This window comes from Paractinoplanes pyxinae, assembly GCF_026626335.1.
GTDB classification, from domain to species: Bacteria; Actinomycetota; Actinomycetes; order Mycobacteriales; family Micromonosporaceae; genus Actinoplanes; species Actinoplanes pyxinae.
In genome coordinates this window covers 141,209-155,958 of record NZ_JAPNTZ010000001.1, presented here as the reverse complement: position 1 = coordinate 155,958, position 14,750 = coordinate 141,209, and the positions used below count along the sequence as shown (strand labels likewise).

Here is a 14,750-nt window from a genome sequence, read left to right as displayed (position 1 = left end):
AGATGGGGTCATGATGCGCGGCGCACCCTCCGAGGCTCGGCAGAGGCTTCTCAGTACGGCCACGGCAGTCTTCTACGCCGACGGCATCCACTCGGTCGGCGTCGACCGCATCATCGCCGAGGCCAAGGTGACCCGGGCCACCTTCTACCGGCACTTCCCCAGCAAGGACGACCTGGTGGTCACCTATCTGCAAGAGGTGCACCAGATGGAACGGGGCGCCATCACCGCCGCCATCGCCGCCCACTCGACGGCGGCCGACTCGCTGCTGGCGGTGGCCGACACCATCGCCGGCATGATCCGCCGTCCCGGTTTCCGCGGTTGCGCGTTCCTCAACGCCGCCGCGGAGTTCCCCGACCCGGCCCACCCCGTGCACCAGCAGATCATCGCCCACCGCCAGTGGTTCCTGGACACGCTGACCACGCTGATGGCCCAGGTCGCCCAAGATTCGTCCGACGCCGCCGCCCGCCACTTCGTGATGCTGCGCGACGGCGCCATGGCCGCCGGCTGCCTCTTCGACCCCGCCCTGGTCGTCGACACGTTCCTCCGCGGCGTCGAGGGCCTGGTCCGCATCCACGGCGAGCGCCGGCCCGCCACCGCCGGCTAGCGAAGGCCGAACTGGTCCCTGATGCCGGCCAGGAAGGTCGCGTCGTCGGTCGTGCGCCGGGAATCGAGCATCTGGACGGCGTCGGCGCCCGCCTCGTGGCGCAGGCGGCCGGACTCGTCGGTGACCGCGGCGAACACCGTCTCGGCGATGGCCGACGGCTCGGAGCCCTCGGCGGTCAGCGGGCCCAGCACGTCGAGCACCTTGCCGACGGTCGGCTGGTAGTCGGCGATCGGCGGGTCGTTGCTGAAGTCGAGCGAGCGGCCGCCGAAGTCGGTGCGGATGCCGCCGGGTTCGACGATTTTCACGCGTACGCCGAATGGGGCCAGCTCGTAGGCCAGCGACTCGGACAGGCCCTCGACCGCGAACTTCGCGCCGTGATAGAGCGTGCCGAGCGGGAACGCCATGCGGCCGCCGATCGACGAGATGTTGACGATCACGCCGGCGCGCTGTGAACGGAAGTGAGGCAGCACGGCCTGGGTCGTCGCCAGCAGCCCGAACACGTTGACCTCGAACTGGCGGCGGATCTTGGCCATCGGCGTCGACTCCAGCGGGCCGTACGCGCCGTACCCCGCGTTGTTGACTAGCGCGTCGAGGCGCCCGAAGCGGTCGAGGCCGGCTTGCACGGCCGCGGTGATCGAGGCCGGGTCCTCGACGTCGAGCCGGGTCACCAGAGTGTTGTCGAGCCGGGTCAGCTCGGTCTCCGCCTCAGGGCGGCGCATCGTGGCCACGACGTTCCAGCCCTTGGCCTGGAAGAGTTCGGCGGTGGCCCGGCCCAGGCCGCTGGAGGTTCCGGTGATAAGGACTGTCTGCGTCATGGATCAATCGTCGGCTCGGCCGCGGCTGAACCCTAGACCGTTGCGCGCAGGCCGATGCCTGATCCGCTCACAGCCGCGGCTGCCATACTCCCGGCGTGGATGTCCTGGCTGAGCTGCGCGAGCTGATCCCCCGGCTGCACGGCACGGTCGCCCGGGGCAGTTGGTTGCCCGGTTCGCTGGTGTCGGTGGCGACCACCAGCTCCGAGCCGTACTGCTCGCATGTCGAGCCGATGGTCGCCGTCGTGGTGGCCGGCGAGAAGCGGATGGCGCTGGCCGGGCACGAGTTCCGCTACGGCGCCGGCGAATACCTGATCTTCTCGCTCGAGCTGGCGGTCACGGCCCGGATCACGCGGGCCGACCCGTTCCTGGCGGCCGGGGTGCGTCTGCGACCCGAGCTGATCGCCGAGCTGCTGCTCGAAGCGCCCGATCTGGCCGCGCGCGAGGCTGCCGGGCCCGGCGCCGGGGTCGCCCCGGCCGACGACGAGTTGCTGGGCGCGATCTTGCGGCTGCTGCGTCTGGTCGAACGGCCGCGGGACTTCGCCATCCTCTCCCCCGGCGTCGAGCGCGAGATCCACTGGCTGCTGCTCACCGGACCGCTGGGCGGGCTGGTCCGTCAGGTCGGGCGGGCCGACGAGCGGTTCACGATCGCCCGTCGTGCCGCCCGGTGGCTCGAGGACCATTTCGACCACGCCGTACGGGCCGACGACCTCGCCCGGCACGTCGGTGTCAGCGTCGCCACCCTGAACCGGCACTTCCGGGCGGCCACCATGATGAGCCCGGTGCAGTACCAGAAGCAGCTGCGCCTGCAGGAGGCCCGGATCCGGTTGTCGGCCGCACCCGGCGACGTGGCCGGGGTCGGGCACGCGGTCGGCTACGAGAGCCTGTCGCAGTTCAGCCGCGAGTACCGCCGGCTCTTCGGCGTCCCGCCGAGCGAGGACGCGCGCCGCGCATGACGACGACGGCGGCCCGCTCCGGGGGGAACCGAGCGGACCGCCGTCTCCTTCGCGCTCAGGACGTGGGGCTCAAGGCACGTCCGATCGCGAAAGTCATCGGCCGTACGTTTCGAGCAGGCGCAGCCAGACCTCGCTGACCGTGGGGAACGAGGGGACGGCGTGCCACAGCCGGTCGATCGGCACCTCGCCGACGATGGCGATCGTGGCCGCGTGGACCAGCTCGGCCACGTCCGGGCCGACCAGCGTGAAGCCGACGATCACCCGGCGGTCCTCGTCGACGACCATGCGCGCGTGGCCCTGGTAGCCCTCGGCGTGCAGCACCGAGCCGGAGACCGCGCCCAGGTCGTAGTCGATGACCCGCGTACGCAGCCCGGCTTCCTCGGCCGCGGCGGCGGTCAGCCCGACCGACGCCACCTCGGGGTCGGTGAACACGACCTGCGGCACCGCCCGCTCGTCGGCCGTCACCGCGTGCCGGCCCCACGGACCGGTATCAGCCTTCTCGCCCTTGGCCCGGGCCACGATTGCGTCGCCCAGCGCCCGTGCCTGGTACTTGCCCTGGTGGGTCAGCAGCACCCGCCGGTTCACGTCCCCCGCGGCGTAGAGCCAGTCGCCGGCCCCGTCGACGCGCAGCGCCTCGTCGACCGTCAGCCACGAGCCCGGCTTCAATCCGATGGTCTCGAGACCGATGTCCTGCGTGTTGGGCGTACGCCCGATCGCGACCAGCAGTTCGTCGGCCTCGACCCGCGCGCCGTCGGCCAGCGTGAGGTGCACGGTCCCGGCCTCGTCGCGCGACACCGACACCGCCTCGGCCCCGACCCGGACGTCCACTCCGGACTCGCGCAGCGCCTGGGTGACCCGCTCCCCCGCGAACGGCTCGGCCTGGTGCAGCACGCCGTCGCGGGCGAGCATCGTGACCTTCGCGCCGAGGCTGTTGTACGCGGTCGCCATCTCGGAGGCCACCACGCCACCCCCGATGATGGCCAGCCGGCCGGGAACCGCGCTCGCCGCGGCCGCCTCCCGACTGGTCCACGGCTTCGCCTCGCGCAGACCCTCGATGTCAGGTACCAGCGCGCCGGAACCGGTCGCCACGACCACCGCGTGCCGGGCGGTGAGGGAGGTCCCGGCCACCTCGACGACGCGCTCCGCAACGATCCGGCCCTGACCCCGGTACAGCTTGATCCCGGCCGATTCGAGCCAGGACACCTGACCGTCGTCCTTCCAGTTGGAGGCGAAGCCGTCACGGCGGGCGAGCACCGCCGCCGCATCCAGGTTGCCGGTGGCCGCCTCGCGCGCGCCGGCCACCTGCCGGGCCGCCCGCAACGCGCTTCCGCTGCGCAGCAGCGCCTTCGTCGGCATGCAGGCCCAGTAGGAGCATTCGCCCCCGACCAGTTCCCGCTCGACGATGGCCGCGGTGAGGCCGCCTTGCACCAGGCGGTCGGCGATGTTCTCCCCGACCGGGCCGGCGCCGATCACGATGACGTCGTACGTGGTCTCGCTCATGGTCAGTTGCCTTTCGCGGTGCGGCCGAGCCGGATGGCGGCGATGAGGAAGAAGATGGCGCCGGGGATGGCGTAGCCGACCGCGTTGGTGACCGCGGGGTCGGCCGCCGAGGCGCCGGCGATGAACGATCCACCGGCGAGCACGGAGAGGCCGCCGCTGATGATCATGGGCCACTGGCCGCCCATCCTCCGGCGGGTCACGCCGACGAAGAGCTGGACCAGACCGGCCACGACGGCCCAGGCGCCCCACACCCGCAGCACGGCCGGGATGCCGGACGAGCCGGCGACGGCCAGACCGGCCGCGGCGAGCAGGCTGACCACGACGTTCACGTAGAGCAGGACCGGCGACCCGGAGGCGCGTGACGCGCGGGCGTCGATGACGGCGGCGGCCACGTCGACCAGCGGGTAGATGACGAGCAGCGTGGTGGTGAGCGCGGTCAGCTCGTCGGCGACCGCGAACGTCACGCCGGCCCAGACGACGGCGAAGGCGGCCCGCGCGAAGTACAGCCGCCGCAGGGCGGCCGCGGTGGTCGAGATGCCGGTGGCGGCAACAGTGGTCATGGTCGAGCCCTCTCAGTTTCCCGGTCAAGGGAGAACGAACGTTCTGTCGCCTACCACGATGACTGCGCGCCGAGGAAGATGTCAAGACCGAACGTTCTATTCGCTAGGTTCGTCACAAGAAGGTCAGCGAGAACGGCCGTCGGAAGCGCGGTCCCGGCTGCCCGCTCAGGCGCGGCGGGTGGCGTGCAGGGCGCCGAGCAAGGTGAGGCCCTGAGCGCTGGGGCTGCCGGGCTCGGGCTGATAGACGACGAGCAGCTGGCCGGCGGCCCCGCGTACGTCGAAGGACTGGGACACCAGCGCGAGCGGCCCGACGTCCGGGTGGACGAGCTCAGTCGGGTCCTGGCTCTTGCCGTAGACGGCTTGCGACGACCACAGATCGGCGAACTCCCGGCTCTTCGCGGTCAGCAAGCCCACTACTTCTCGCAGGCGGGGATAGCGGGGATCGAGGCCATCGGCGTGGCGCAGGCCGGCCACGACCGACTCGGCGAAGCGGTCCCAGTCGGCGAAGAAGGTGCGCGCCGCCGGGTCGAGAAAAGCCATGAAGGCGAGGTTGTCCAGGGCGCGGAACGGCGAGAACAGCGCCTCGGCCAGGGCGTTCGCGGCCAGGAAGTCCTTGGCCGGGTTCAGCACGAAAGCCGGGACGCTCGCGTAGCCGTCGAGCAGGTGGCGCAGCGGCGCACCGACCGTCTCGCGGGGCGATCGGCGCGTGCCGGGTGCTGCCCCGGCCAGCCGGAACAGGTGCTCGCGGGCCGGGTCGTCCAGGCGCAGGGCGTTGCCGATCGCCTCGAGGACCTGCGGCGACGGGCTGCGCTCGCGGCCCTGCTCGAGACGGGCGTAGTAGTCGGTGTTCATGCCGGCCAGCACGGCCACCTCTTCACGCCGCAGCCCCACGACCCGCCGTGGCCCGTACGAGGGAAGCCCGACGTCCTCCGGCTGCAGACGGGCTCGGCGCGCGCGGAGGAACTCGCCCAGATTGCTGGTCACCGTTCCACGCTAGGCCGACGGCCGTGTTCGTGCCTGGGTGCGGCTTGTCCTGGTTGCGGGCGGCGCCGGCACCGACGATTGCGGCATGACCACCAAGACTTTCCTGATCACCGGCGTCAGCAGCGGACTCGGCCGGGCGTTCGCGCTCGCCGCACTGGAGGCAGGGCACACCGTCGTCGGCACCGTCCGCAAGGATGCCGACGCGGCCGCCTTCCGGGGCGGGCGCGCCCACGCCCGGGTTCTCGACGTCACCGACGAGCGCGCCGTGTTCGCCACGGTGGCCGAGGTCGAGCGGACCGTCGGCCCGATCGACGTGCTGATCGCCAACGCCGGGTACGGGCTGGAGGGCACCTTCGAGGAGACGCCCCTGGCGGCGCTGCGGGCGCAGTTCGACGTCAACGTCTTCGGCGCGGCCGCCACCATCCAGGCCGTCCTGCCGTCCATGCGTGAACGCCGCCGCGGCCACATTGTCGGCGTCACCTCGATGGGCGGCCTGGCCGGCTTCCCCGGCGTCTCGGGCTACTGCGGCAGCAAGTACGCGCTCGAAGGCATCCTCGAATCGCTGGGCAGGGAAGTCGCCGGCTTCGGCATCCACGTCACCGCGGTCGAGCCCGGGTCGTTCCGCACCGACTGGGCCGGCCGCTCGATGACCCGGGCCCCGCGCACGATCGCCGACTACGACGACCTGTTCGGCCCCATCCGCCGGGCCCGCCAAGAGGCCAGCGGCCGGCAGCTCGGCGACCCGGCCCGCGCGGCCTCCGCCGTCCTGCACATCCTCGATGTCCCGCAGCCGCCGAGCCACCTCGTTCTCGGCTCGGACGCGCTGCGGATCATCCGGGCCGGCCGTGACGCCGTCGACCGGGACCTCACCGCCTGGGCGGAGCTGTCCCGCTCCACCGATTACTCCTCGATGTCCGAGAACAAGCCCTTGAACGGCACCGCCGTCCCGATGAGCCCACCGAACACGGCGCCCGCGACCGGCGTGGCCACCGCGGCCGAGGCGTCCTCGTAGCTGTCGAAGTAAAGGTCGAGCGTCCGGTACGCCGGCGTGGCGGTGCCGTCCTCCTTCGGCCACACCTTGGCCGACTCGACCCGCCGCACGTCCGGGAAGGTCGCCGCGGCCGACCGCACCTCGGCGTAGACCTTCTCGAACTCGTCCGGGTTCTCCGGGTTGTCGATGACCAGCGTGATCTTGGTGGGCATGGCTCTGCTCCTCGAGTGAAACGATCGTTCTGTTCACCCGAACGCTAGACCGCGCCGCCAGGATTGGCAATACCGAACGTTCTACCCTTCGTCACACCCGGAAACCGGTGAGCTCGGCCAGCCCGGCCAGCAACCGCTGCTGGAACTGCTCGTCGGCAGCGGCCGGCGGCGGCTCCCGTCGCCGCTGGTGGAACCAGCAACCGCCGGTGCTGACGGCTCGCGGGTCGTCGCTCGTGACCAGCCACTCCTGGGTGAGGTGGCCCAGCCTCAGGTCGTCGGGGGCGCCCGGGCCGCCCATCCGGGTCGGCACCCAACCCGGGTCCACCGCGTTGCTGGGCACCCCGGGCCACAGTCGCGCCACAGCGAGAGCCAGCGTCGTGACGAACAGCTTGCTGTCGGAGTAGGAGCCGCGGCGGGTCAGGCGGGACACGTCGGCGTGGCCGCCGCTGTGCATGCCACTGGTCAGGTACACCAGCCGGCGCGGCCGCTCGATGAGCGCGGTGAGCACGTACGGCGCCACGACGTTGACCCGCATGACCTGCGGGCCGCCGTAGACGCCGGCGTTGTGGATCACCGCGTCGACCGGGCCCAGCCGGTTGACCTGCTCGGCCACCCCGCGCGTCTCGCCGAGGTCGGCCAGATCGCCGGTGACGCCGGCGGCGCCGCGGTCGAGCAGGTCCCGTACGGCAGTCAAGCGCTCGGCACTGCGGGCGTGCAGAACCACCTCGTGCCCCTCGGCGAGCAGCGTGGTGGCGGTCAGGCGGCCGAGCCCGTCAGCCGACCCGGTGATGAAGACGCGTGCCACGGCTGCCCCTCACTGCTTGTTCGCGACCTCGTACGCGTCGCCGGGCACGGGCTCGAGCCAGGTGGTGGGGTCGCTGCCGTCGGTGTTGACCTCGAGCATGGCCAGGTGGCTCATGAACGTGTCGGCGGTCGCGCCGTGCCAGTGCTCCTCGCCGGGCGGGCAGACGACCGTGTCGCCGGCCCGGGCCCGGACGACATCGCCGTTGCGGGTGCCGACCAGGGCGACCCCCTCGGTGACGTGCAGGGTCTGCCCGACGTCGTGCCGGTGCCAGTTCGTCCGCGCCCCGGGGGTGAATCGCACCAGCGCCACGGTCATCCGCGACGGGGCGGCCCCGACCTGGATCGGCGTCATGTAGACGTCGCCGGTGAAGTTGGCGCCGGGCTGCTTGACGGTCGGCTTGACGGTCCTGAGTTCCATGGCCTCCAGACAACACCAGATGCCGGGCCGGTGCGAGGGGCTGGTGAAACGGGTACCGACAGAGCACCCTTCGGGGCTCGCGGCGGCCGTAGCGTGGGCTCGTGGACAACAAAGCGATCGTCGCCATCGGCGCCTTCACCGCCGCCGGCGACCTCGAGCGCCTGGACGAGGCGCTGAACCGGGGCCTCGACGCCGGCCTCACGATCAACCAGATCAAAGAAGTGCTGGTCCAGATGTACGCGTACGCCGGCTTTCCCCGGGCCTTGAACGCGCTCGGCACGTTCATGGCCGTGCTCGGGAAGCGCCGGAAGCGCGGTGTCACCGACGAGACCGGGCCCGAGCCCACCCCGCTGCCCGAGGGCACCGACCTGCTCGAACTGGGCACCCGCAACCAGACACAGCTGTCCGGAGCGCCGGTCGCCGGCCCGCTGTTCGACTTCGCCCCGGCCGTCGACCAGTTCCTCAAGGCCCACCTGTTCGGCGACATCTTCGCCCGCGACAACCTGGACTGGAAGAGCCGTGAGATCGCCACCATCTCGGCGCTGGCCACCCTGACCGGCACCGGGTCGCAGCTGGCGTCCCATCTCAACATCGGTCTGAACACCGGCCTGACCGAGGCCGACCTGCGCGAGCTGGTAGAGGTTCTGCGTACGGAGGTCGGCCCGAACCAGGCCGACACGGCCGGACGCACCCTGGACGCGGTTCTCGCGAAGCGCTGACAGAGGGCCGGGCCGCGACGGGGGGATGTCACGGCCCGGCCGGTCGGTCACTTCAGGCCGAAGGCCTTGGTGATGGTCTGTTCGACGCTGTTGCCGTACGCGTCGCGGGCCGTGGTCCGCAGCGAGACGTGCTGGGCCGGCTTCGGGGCCCGCAGATCCGTCGTCCAGCCGTCCTTCGACCTCTGTGAGCGCTGGCGGATCCAGGTGGCGCCACCGTCGTACGAGACCTCGAGCGTGACCGACGTGATGGCCTTGGTGCTGGGGGCGCCGGTCAGGTGGGACGGGACGACCGTGATCGCGGTCGAGCGGGCGGCCCGGTGCGCGATGTCCGTGGCGACCCGGTAGTCGAGCTGGATCAGCGGCAGGCGGGCCGTCCTGGCGTCCGAGGAGAAGTTCCAGGCCGTCCGTGTCGTGGCCGAGTACGGGTACTTCGTGGAGTCCCGCTTGGTCGTGACGACCAGGCCGTACGGAAGACGCTGAGGGCTCAGGCCGGAATTGGTGTCGATCCAGTTGTACGTGTTCTGCTCGATCACCTTCCGGCCCTGCGACAGGGTCGCCGTCATCTCGCCGCCGTCCGGGAAGGCGACTCCGGCATGGTTGGCGCCGGAGTCGCCCCAGCCGGGGATCTCGGCCACGATCCGGTCGCCGTCCCGGCGGGGCAGGGTGACCGCCTCGTTGATGCGCGGACGCTGGATCGCGCCCAGCCACGTCTCGCTCGTCCGGCTGCCCGCCTGGTAGGTGGTGTCGCCGCCGAGCTGGAACGAGTACCAGTCGTCCATGTCGGTCGACCAGCGGACGTCGTTCTGGGCGGTGACCCAGTCGGTGCGGAACCGGTCGGACCGCATGATCGTGGTCGAGCCGACCTTCACCGGCATGTCCGGGTTCTTGTCGAACCGCTTCTCGGAGATCTCCCGGTCGGAGGTGCTCCGGAAGTCGACGTCGACCCGGGCCAGCTCGCGCTCGGACGGGCGGTAGGTGAGCGACTTGGGCGTCCCGGCCGGCCAGTAGCGGACCAGGTCGTACAGGTAGTCGGTGGTCGGGTCGGAGGTGACGCGCAGGCTGAGCGGGCCCCGGCCGAGCTGGGCGATCAGGCGCTCGCCGTTGTCCTGGGTCAGCGAGACCACGGCCAGCTTCGTCTTGCGGGTGGCGTCGAAGTAGCGGCCGGGCTCGTTGTTGACGACCGCGAGCACCGCCGCCCCCGCCTTCTCGGCCGCCTCGACCTGACCGTCGAGGTCGTCCCGGCGTACTACCGCAATTTTGTCTTTGACGTCGACCCGGGCGAAGTCGGCGGTGGCGCCCTGGCCGGCGAACACGGCCGGCAGCTTCCGATCGCCCTCGGCCGGCACGGTCGAGCCGGACATGAGCGTCAGATCGTCGAACGAGTCGCCGATCGTCAGCAACGGCTCGGTCTTGCGCCAGCGAGCCGTGATCGACATCTTGCCGTCGCGAACCTTCTGACCGGGCGTGACCCAGATGCTGTCGTAGTAGCGGGGAATGATGTACGCGTCGGTGGCCTCGGCCGTGTCGCCCAGCTCGCGGTGGTAGTCGAGCCGGACCTCGGAAGTGGCCGAGGCCTTGGGCGTGATGGCCTGCACTTCTCGGGTGGCCGAGGCCTTCAGCGCGACCGCGGTGTTCTTCTCGACGACCACGGTGGGCGCGGTGACCAGGGCCATGCCGCGGGAGTTGGGTCCGTGGCTGCCCTCGACGTCGCCCCACATCCACACCGCGTACCGGCCGTCCGGCACGAGCACGTCGATCGGACGGCCGTCGAGGGTGAGGAAGTTGTAGTAGGCGCCGGCCGGGTCGCCCTCGCGCAGCATCAGGATCTCGCCGGGCATGGGCTCGCCGTTGCGGCCGGTCGGGGTGATGGTCAGGTGCCGGGGCTGGTCCTCGGTGCTGATCCCGACGACCGTGTCGGCCACGCGCACGCCGCCGGTGGCGGTGGCGACGACGCTTCCGGTGTGCCGGCCCTTCTCCCCCGTACGGCTCAAGTCCACCGTGGCGGTGACGGTGGCGTTGCCGGCGGCGGGCACGGTCACGTGCGATGCCGAGAGCTTCAGGAAGTCGATGCCCTCGACCGTCAGCTGCAGGTCGACAGCGGCGGTGCCCGTGTTGGTGTACGTGATCGTCCGCTCGACGGTGCCGGTCGGCTCGTCCTCGAGCGGGTGGATGCCGAGGTAGGCGGTGGCCGAGGCGAAGACGGTGGCCTTGGTGGTGGCCGCGATGTCGAGGCGGCCGCTGCCGGCCTCGTACGCGTCGTAGTCGGGCGTCTGCTTGGCCGTGCTCACCAGGGCGTCCTTGAGCTGCCCGCCGGTCCAGTCCGGGTGCTGCGCGGCGAGCAGGGCGGCCGCGCCGGCCACGTGCGGCGTGGCCATCGAGGTGCCGGAGGCCGTGGTGTAGAGCTCGTCGACGGGCTGGCCCATCGTGGTGCCGGCCGCGCGGGCGGCGACGATGTCCACCCCGGGTGCGGTGATCTCCGGCTTGAGCGCGCCGTCGACGAAGCGCGGACCGCGGCTGGAGAACTCGGCCAGGTGGTCGTCGCCGTCGACCGCGCCCACGGTGAGGGCGGCGTCGGCCGCGCCGGGCGACCCCACGGTGGTCTCGGTGGGGCCGCTGTTGCCGGCCGCGATGACGAACAGGGCGCCGGTCTCGGCGCTGAGCTGGTTGACGGCCAGGCTCATCGGGTCGGTGCCGTCGGTCGGGTCGCCGCCGAGGCTCAGGCTGACGACCTTGGCCTTGCGCTCCCGGGCCGCCCACTCCATGCCGGCGATGATCCAGGAGTCCTGGCCGGAGCCGCCGTTGTCCAGCACCTTGCCGATCTCAAGGTCGGCGCCGGGGGCGACCCCGCGCTCGCGGCCGCCGGATCCGGCCCCGGTGCCGGCGATGGTCGAGGCCACGTGGGTGCCGTGCCCGTGCCCGTCGGTGACGTCCTCGCCCGGCACGAAGCTGGCGCCGGCCTCGATCTGGCCGGCCAGGTCGGGGTGCCCGGCGTCGACGCCGGTGTCCAGCACGGCGACATCGACGCCGTCGCCGACGTTGCCGCCGGCCCACACCGACGGGGCGCCGATCTGGGTCACGCTGTCGGCGAGATCGGCGTGCACCTTGCCGTCCAGCCACACCCGGCTGATGCCGTGGGCGAAGGTGGACCGCATCGACGTGCCGCGCATGGAGGTGCCGCGCATCGACGTGCCGGTCAGCGACGCCCAGAACTCGTCGGCCCGGTCGCGGTCCGCGCCCACGACGCGGCCCCGGATGCTGGGCAGAGCCCGGAGCTCGGTGCCGGCCTCGGGAACGCTGTCGGCGCGGCGGCCGGTGGCGGCGTCCTGGTAGCCGAGGATGACCGGCAACTGACCGGTCGCGCTGTCGCCGTACCCCTCGCGCAGCAGGTAGGTGACGTTGAACAGCCGCTTGTCGAGCCGGCCGGCGCCGACGTAGGGCAGGGCGCTGTCCGGGTAGACGTACGTGTCGGGGCCGACGGTGGTGATGTGGGCGCCGACGGGTTCGCCGTCCGGGCCGCGCACCACGACGGCGCCGGGGCGGACGGTGACCTGATCGCCGGTGATCAGGGTGATCGTCGTGCTGGAGCTCTTGGCGGCGGGAGAACCGGAGCTCTTCGCGGCGGGAGCACCAGGGGCGGGAGCGTGGGCCTGGGCGGGCGCCGGCGGGGTCACGGCCAGCGCGGTCACGGCCGCGACGATGAGCGGCACGGACCGGCCGAATGGGATGGGCGACAACGGAACACCTCGACTCGATCAGAGGCCTGAAGTGCCGGTGACGCTATAAGCACCGCGATCGATCCATCCGGTGTCGATCTTGGTCGTTAACAAGATGGAAACCGAATGAGTAGCTGCCCGAAACAGGCCGGACTATCGTCCCTTCCGGTGTCTCAGCTGACCTCGTTCTTCGCGCTGCCCACGCCGGGCCCCTTCGTCGGGCGGCGCCGCCTGCTCGCCGCTCTGCGCGCCGAACTGGCCCGGCCCTCGGCCCTCGTGCTGCTGAGTGGCGAGCCCGGCGTCGGCAAGAGCCGGCTGGTGGCCGAGTCGCTCGAGGACAGCGGGCGGCCCGTGGTGGTGGCCCACTGCGACGACCTGCGCGAGCCGCAGCCGCTCGGGCCGCTCCTGGATGGACTGCGGGTCGCGCACACCACCGGCACCCTGCCGCCGATGCGGACGCCGGACGCGGAGGCGGGTGTCCTGGCCCGGCTGCTGCCGTCCCTGGCCGACCGGCTTCCGCCCGCCCCGGCGCCACTGCTCGATCTCGACGCCGAACGCGCCCGGCTGCTGCGAGCGGCAGCCGCCCTGCTGGCGGCGCTGGCGCCGATGGTCCTCGCGCTGGAGGACCTGCAGATGGCCGATCCGGCCACCCTGCAACTGCTCGACCATCTCGGCGCCTTTGCCGTGCCCGGGCTGACGATCCTGATCACCGTGCGCGAGGGTGAGCTTCCGCCCGGCTGGCACCCGGGTCCGGCGCTGCGGCGGTTGCGGGTGCCGCCGCTGACCCGCCCCGAGGTCCGCCGGCTCGGCTCCGCTCTGCTGGAAGGGTCCGACGCGGGCGCGCTCGCCGGCCACCTGTACGAGCGCACCGCCGGCATCCCGTTCCTCGTCGAGGAGGTCGTGCGGTCGCTGCTGACCGACGGCGGCGCCGGCGCCGACCGCCCGCACCCCGACCGCCTGGCCGACCTCGCCGTCCCGGCCCTGCTGCGCGACGTCCTGGTCGCCCGCCTGCAGGGCCTCGACGAGGCCGCCCGCGAGATTCTCGGCGCGGCCGCCGTGCTGGGTCAGGCCGCCGATCCGTGGCCGTTGGCGGCGATCGTCCAGGCCGAAGAGGACACGATCACCGCCGCCCTGCAGCAGGCCCGTGCGGCCGGGCTTCTGCACCAGCGCGAGGGACGCCTGTGGTTCCGGCACACCCTCGCCCGCCAGGTCGTGCACGAACTGCTGCCCCCGGTCACCCGCCGCCTGCTGCATCTGCGCACGGCCCGCCTGCTCGAGGACCAGCAACCCCGCCCGTACGCCCGGCTCGCCCACCACTACCGCGAGGCCGGCAGCCAGGCCGACCACGTCCGCAACGCCGAGGCCGCCGCCGGGCTGGCCACCGCCCGCGGCGACGACGGCACGGCCGCCCGCTTCCTGCTCGGCGCCGTCGAGAGCCCGGACGTGCCGCGCCGGGTCCGCGCCCGCCTCGCCGTCAAGCTGGGCCGCTCGGCCATCGAGAGCGTCGCGCAGGCCTCCGCCATCCCGGTGCTGCGCGAGCTGATCGCCGACCGCCGCCTGCCCCCGGGCGCCCGCGGCGAGCTGGGGCTGGCCCTCGGCCGGATGCTGCGCCAGCAGGGCGAGGCCCGGGCCGGCTACGAGGAGATCGAACGGGCGGTGCCGTACCTGCGGCACCACGGGACGCGGGCCCGGGCGCTGGCCGTGCTGTCCGCCCCGGACACCGTGGCCGACCGGCACCTGGCCGAGCATCAGGCCCGCTGGACCGAGGCGGCCGCCGCCGCGGCCCGGTCGGGCGACCCGTCGGCCGTCCTCGCGGTCGAGATCGCCCGGCTGTCCCTGTTGCTGGAGAGCGGCGACCCCACGGCCGGCCACGCCGTCACCGCGGCCGCCGCCGGCCTCGCCGGCCACCCCCGCGAGCGGGCCCGCGCCTGCCTGAACTGGGCCCAGGGCGCGCTGCACGTCGGCGACACCACGCTGGCCGCCACGATGCTGGCGACCGGGAGCCGGCTGGTCGACGACGCCGACTACGAACGGCTGCGGCCCGTGGTCGAGCTGACCAGCTTCGGGCTGGACCTGGCGGTCGACCGGCGGGCCGGGCTGGAACAGCGGCTGCTGCGCTTCCTGGCCCGGCCGTACCGGCTGCCGCTGGCCATGGCGGACGCCCGGCTGTACCTCGCCCGCCTGCGGTACCGGCAGGGCGACGTCGAGGTCGCCGAGCAGGGCCTGCGCGAGGTGATCGCCGAGGCCGATCGGGTCGGTGCGGCGTGGCCGCTGATCCCGGCTCGCACCGCGCTCGCGGAACTGCTGCTCGCGCGGGGCGAGCGGGCCGAGGGCCGGGCCGAGGCCGCGGCGGCGCTGGCCCTGGTCGACGTCAAGGGCCTGCCGGCTTGGGGCCGGGAGGCCGCCCGGCTGCTGAGCCGGACGGCCACCGCGGTCACGGGATAGCGCTCGTGTTGAAGGCGAACCGGGCCGTCGAG

General features: G+C 72.7%; 13 protein-coding genes. 5 read left to right on the top strand and 8 right to left on the bottom strand.

Going from position 1 to position 14,750, the window contains the following annotated elements:
* The first annotated feature begins 10 nt into the window (after positions 1 to 10).
* Complete coding sequence (locus OWR29_RS00735) at positions 11 to 604, top strand: TetR/AcrR family transcriptional regulator (protein ID WP_267560250.1); 594 nt, start codon at positions 11 to 13, stop codon at positions 602 to 604.
* On the opposite strand, the gene OWR29_RS00730 is transcribed toward OWR29_RS00735, so the two are convergent.
* The gene (locus OWR29_RS00730; protein WP_267560249.1) at positions 601 to 1,419 is read right to left on the bottom strand and encodes an SDR family oxidoreductase; all 819 of its coding nucleotides are present in this window, start codon (positions 1,417 to 1,419) and stop codon (positions 601 to 603) included. The genes OWR29_RS00735 and OWR29_RS00730 overlap by 4 nt on opposite strands.
* 95 nt (positions 1,420 to 1,514) lie before the next feature.
* Here OWR29_RS00730 and OWR29_RS00725 point away from each other — a divergent pair, with 95 nt between their 5' ends.
* Positions 1,515 to 2,372, top strand: a complete 858-nt coding sequence (locus OWR29_RS00725; protein ID WP_267560248.1) for an AraC family transcriptional regulator — start codon at positions 1,515 to 1,517, stop codon at positions 2,370 to 2,372.
* Positions 2,373 to 2,465: 93 nt separating this feature from the next.
* Here OWR29_RS00725 and OWR29_RS00720 read toward each other — a convergent pair whose 3' ends face one another.
* The 3 genes from OWR29_RS00720 to OWR29_RS00710 all read right to left on the bottom strand — a co-directional run bounded on the left by OWR29_RS00720 (position 2,466) and on the right by OWR29_RS00710 (position 5,416).
* On the bottom strand, positions 2,466 to 3,872 hold the full coding sequence (locus OWR29_RS00720; RefSeq protein ID WP_267560247.1) for a dihydrolipoyl dehydrogenase family protein: 1,407 nt from the start codon (positions 3,870 to 3,872) through the stop codon (positions 2,466 to 2,468).
* Positions 3,873 to 3,874: 2 nt separating this feature from the next.
* Positions 3,875 to 4,432: a hypothetical protein gene (locus tag OWR29_RS00715; RefSeq protein ID WP_267560246.1), complete on the bottom strand. Its 558-nt coding sequence runs from the start codon at positions 4,430 to 4,432 to the stop codon at positions 3,875 to 3,877.
* Between the two features lie 165 nt (positions 4,433 to 4,597).
* Positions 4,598 to 5,416 carry a helix-turn-helix transcriptional regulator gene (locus OWR29_RS00710; protein ID WP_267560245.1) on the bottom strand — a complete coding sequence of 273 codons (819 nt, stop codon included), beginning with the start codon at positions 5,414 to 5,416 and terminating at the stop codon, positions 4,598 to 4,600.
* An 85-nt stretch (positions 5,417 to 5,501) separates the two neighbouring features.
* Here OWR29_RS00710 and OWR29_RS00705 point away from each other — a divergent pair, with 85 nt between their 5' ends.
* Positions 5,502 to 6,428, top strand: a complete 927-nt coding sequence (locus OWR29_RS00705) for an oxidoreductase (protein WP_267560244.1) — start codon at positions 5,502 to 5,504, stop codon at positions 6,426 to 6,428.
* Here the strand turns inward: OWR29_RS00705 and OWR29_RS00700 are convergent.
* The 3 genes from OWR29_RS00700 to OWR29_RS00690 all read right to left on the bottom strand — a co-directional run bounded on the left by OWR29_RS00700 (position 6,317) and on the right by OWR29_RS00690 (position 7,841).
* Entirely contained in the window at positions 6,317 to 6,619 is a 303-nt protein-coding gene (locus tag OWR29_RS00700; protein ID WP_267560243.1) for an EthD domain-containing protein, read from the bottom strand. The genes OWR29_RS00705 and OWR29_RS00700 overlap by 112 nt on opposite strands.
* Before the next feature lie 91 nt (positions 6,620 to 6,710).
* Positions 6,711 to 7,424 carry an SDR family NAD(P)-dependent oxidoreductase gene (locus tag OWR29_RS00695; RefSeq protein WP_267560242.1) on the bottom strand — a complete coding sequence of 238 codons (714 nt, stop codon included), beginning with the start codon at positions 7,422 to 7,424 and terminating at the stop codon, positions 6,711 to 6,713.
* 9 nt (positions 7,425 to 7,433) lie between these two features.
* Positions 7,434 to 7,841: a (R)-mandelonitrile lyase gene (locus OWR29_RS00690; RefSeq protein WP_267560240.1), complete on the bottom strand. Its 408-nt coding sequence runs from the start codon at positions 7,839 to 7,841 to the stop codon at positions 7,434 to 7,436.
* A 101-nt stretch (positions 7,842 to 7,942) separates the two neighbouring features.
* On the opposite strand from OWR29_RS00690, the gene OWR29_RS00685 reads away from it, so the two are divergent.
* Entirely contained in the window at positions 7,943 to 8,560 is a 618-nt protein-coding gene (locus tag OWR29_RS00685; RefSeq protein ID WP_267560238.1) for a carboxymuconolactone decarboxylase family protein, read from the top strand.
* A gap of 47 nt (positions 8,561 to 8,607) precedes the next feature.
* Here the strand turns inward: OWR29_RS00685 and OWR29_RS00680 are convergent, their stop codons facing one another.
* Positions 8,608 to 12,294 carry a S8 family serine peptidase gene (locus OWR29_RS00680; protein WP_267560236.1) on the bottom strand — a complete coding sequence of 1,229 codons (3,687 nt, stop codon included), beginning with the start codon at positions 12,292 to 12,294 and terminating at the stop codon, positions 8,608 to 8,610.
* Between the two features lie 147 nt (positions 12,295 to 12,441).
* On the opposite strand from OWR29_RS00680, the gene OWR29_RS00675 reads away from it, so the two are divergent.
* On the top strand, positions 12,442 to 14,718 hold the full coding sequence (locus tag OWR29_RS00675) for an ATP-binding protein (RefSeq protein ID WP_267560235.1): 2,277 nt from the start codon (positions 12,442 to 12,444) through the stop codon (positions 14,716 to 14,718).
* Positions 14,719 to 14,750: the final 32 nt, after the last annotated feature.

Coding starts and splice junctions, on each gene's coding strand:
- OWR29_RS00700 (WP_267560243.1), bottom strand. CDS start 6,619: ATGCCCACCAAGATCACGCTGGTCATCGACAACCCGGAGAACCCGGAC.
- OWR29_RS00720 (WP_267560247.1), bottom strand. CDS start 3,872: ATGAGCGAGACCACGTACGACGTCATCGTGATCGGCGCCGGCCCGGTC.
- OWR29_RS00730 (WP_267560249.1), bottom strand. CDS start 1,419: ATGACGCAGACAGTCCTTATCACCGGAACCTCCAGCGGCCTGGGCCGG.
- OWR29_RS00705 (WP_267560244.1), top strand. CDS start 5,502: ATGACCACCAAGACTTTCCTGATCACCGGCGTCAGCAGCGGACTCGGC.
- OWR29_RS00715 (WP_267560246.1), bottom strand. CDS start 4,432: ATGACCACTGTTGCCGCCACCGGCATCTCGACCACCGCGGCCGCCCTG.
- OWR29_RS00690 (WP_267560240.1), bottom strand. CDS start 7,841: ATGGAACTCAGGACCGTCAAGCCGACCGTCAAGCAGCCCGGCGCCAAC.
- OWR29_RS00735 (WP_267560250.1), top strand. CDS start 11: ATGATGCGCGGCGCACCCTCCGAGGCTCGGCAGAGGCTTCTCAGTACG.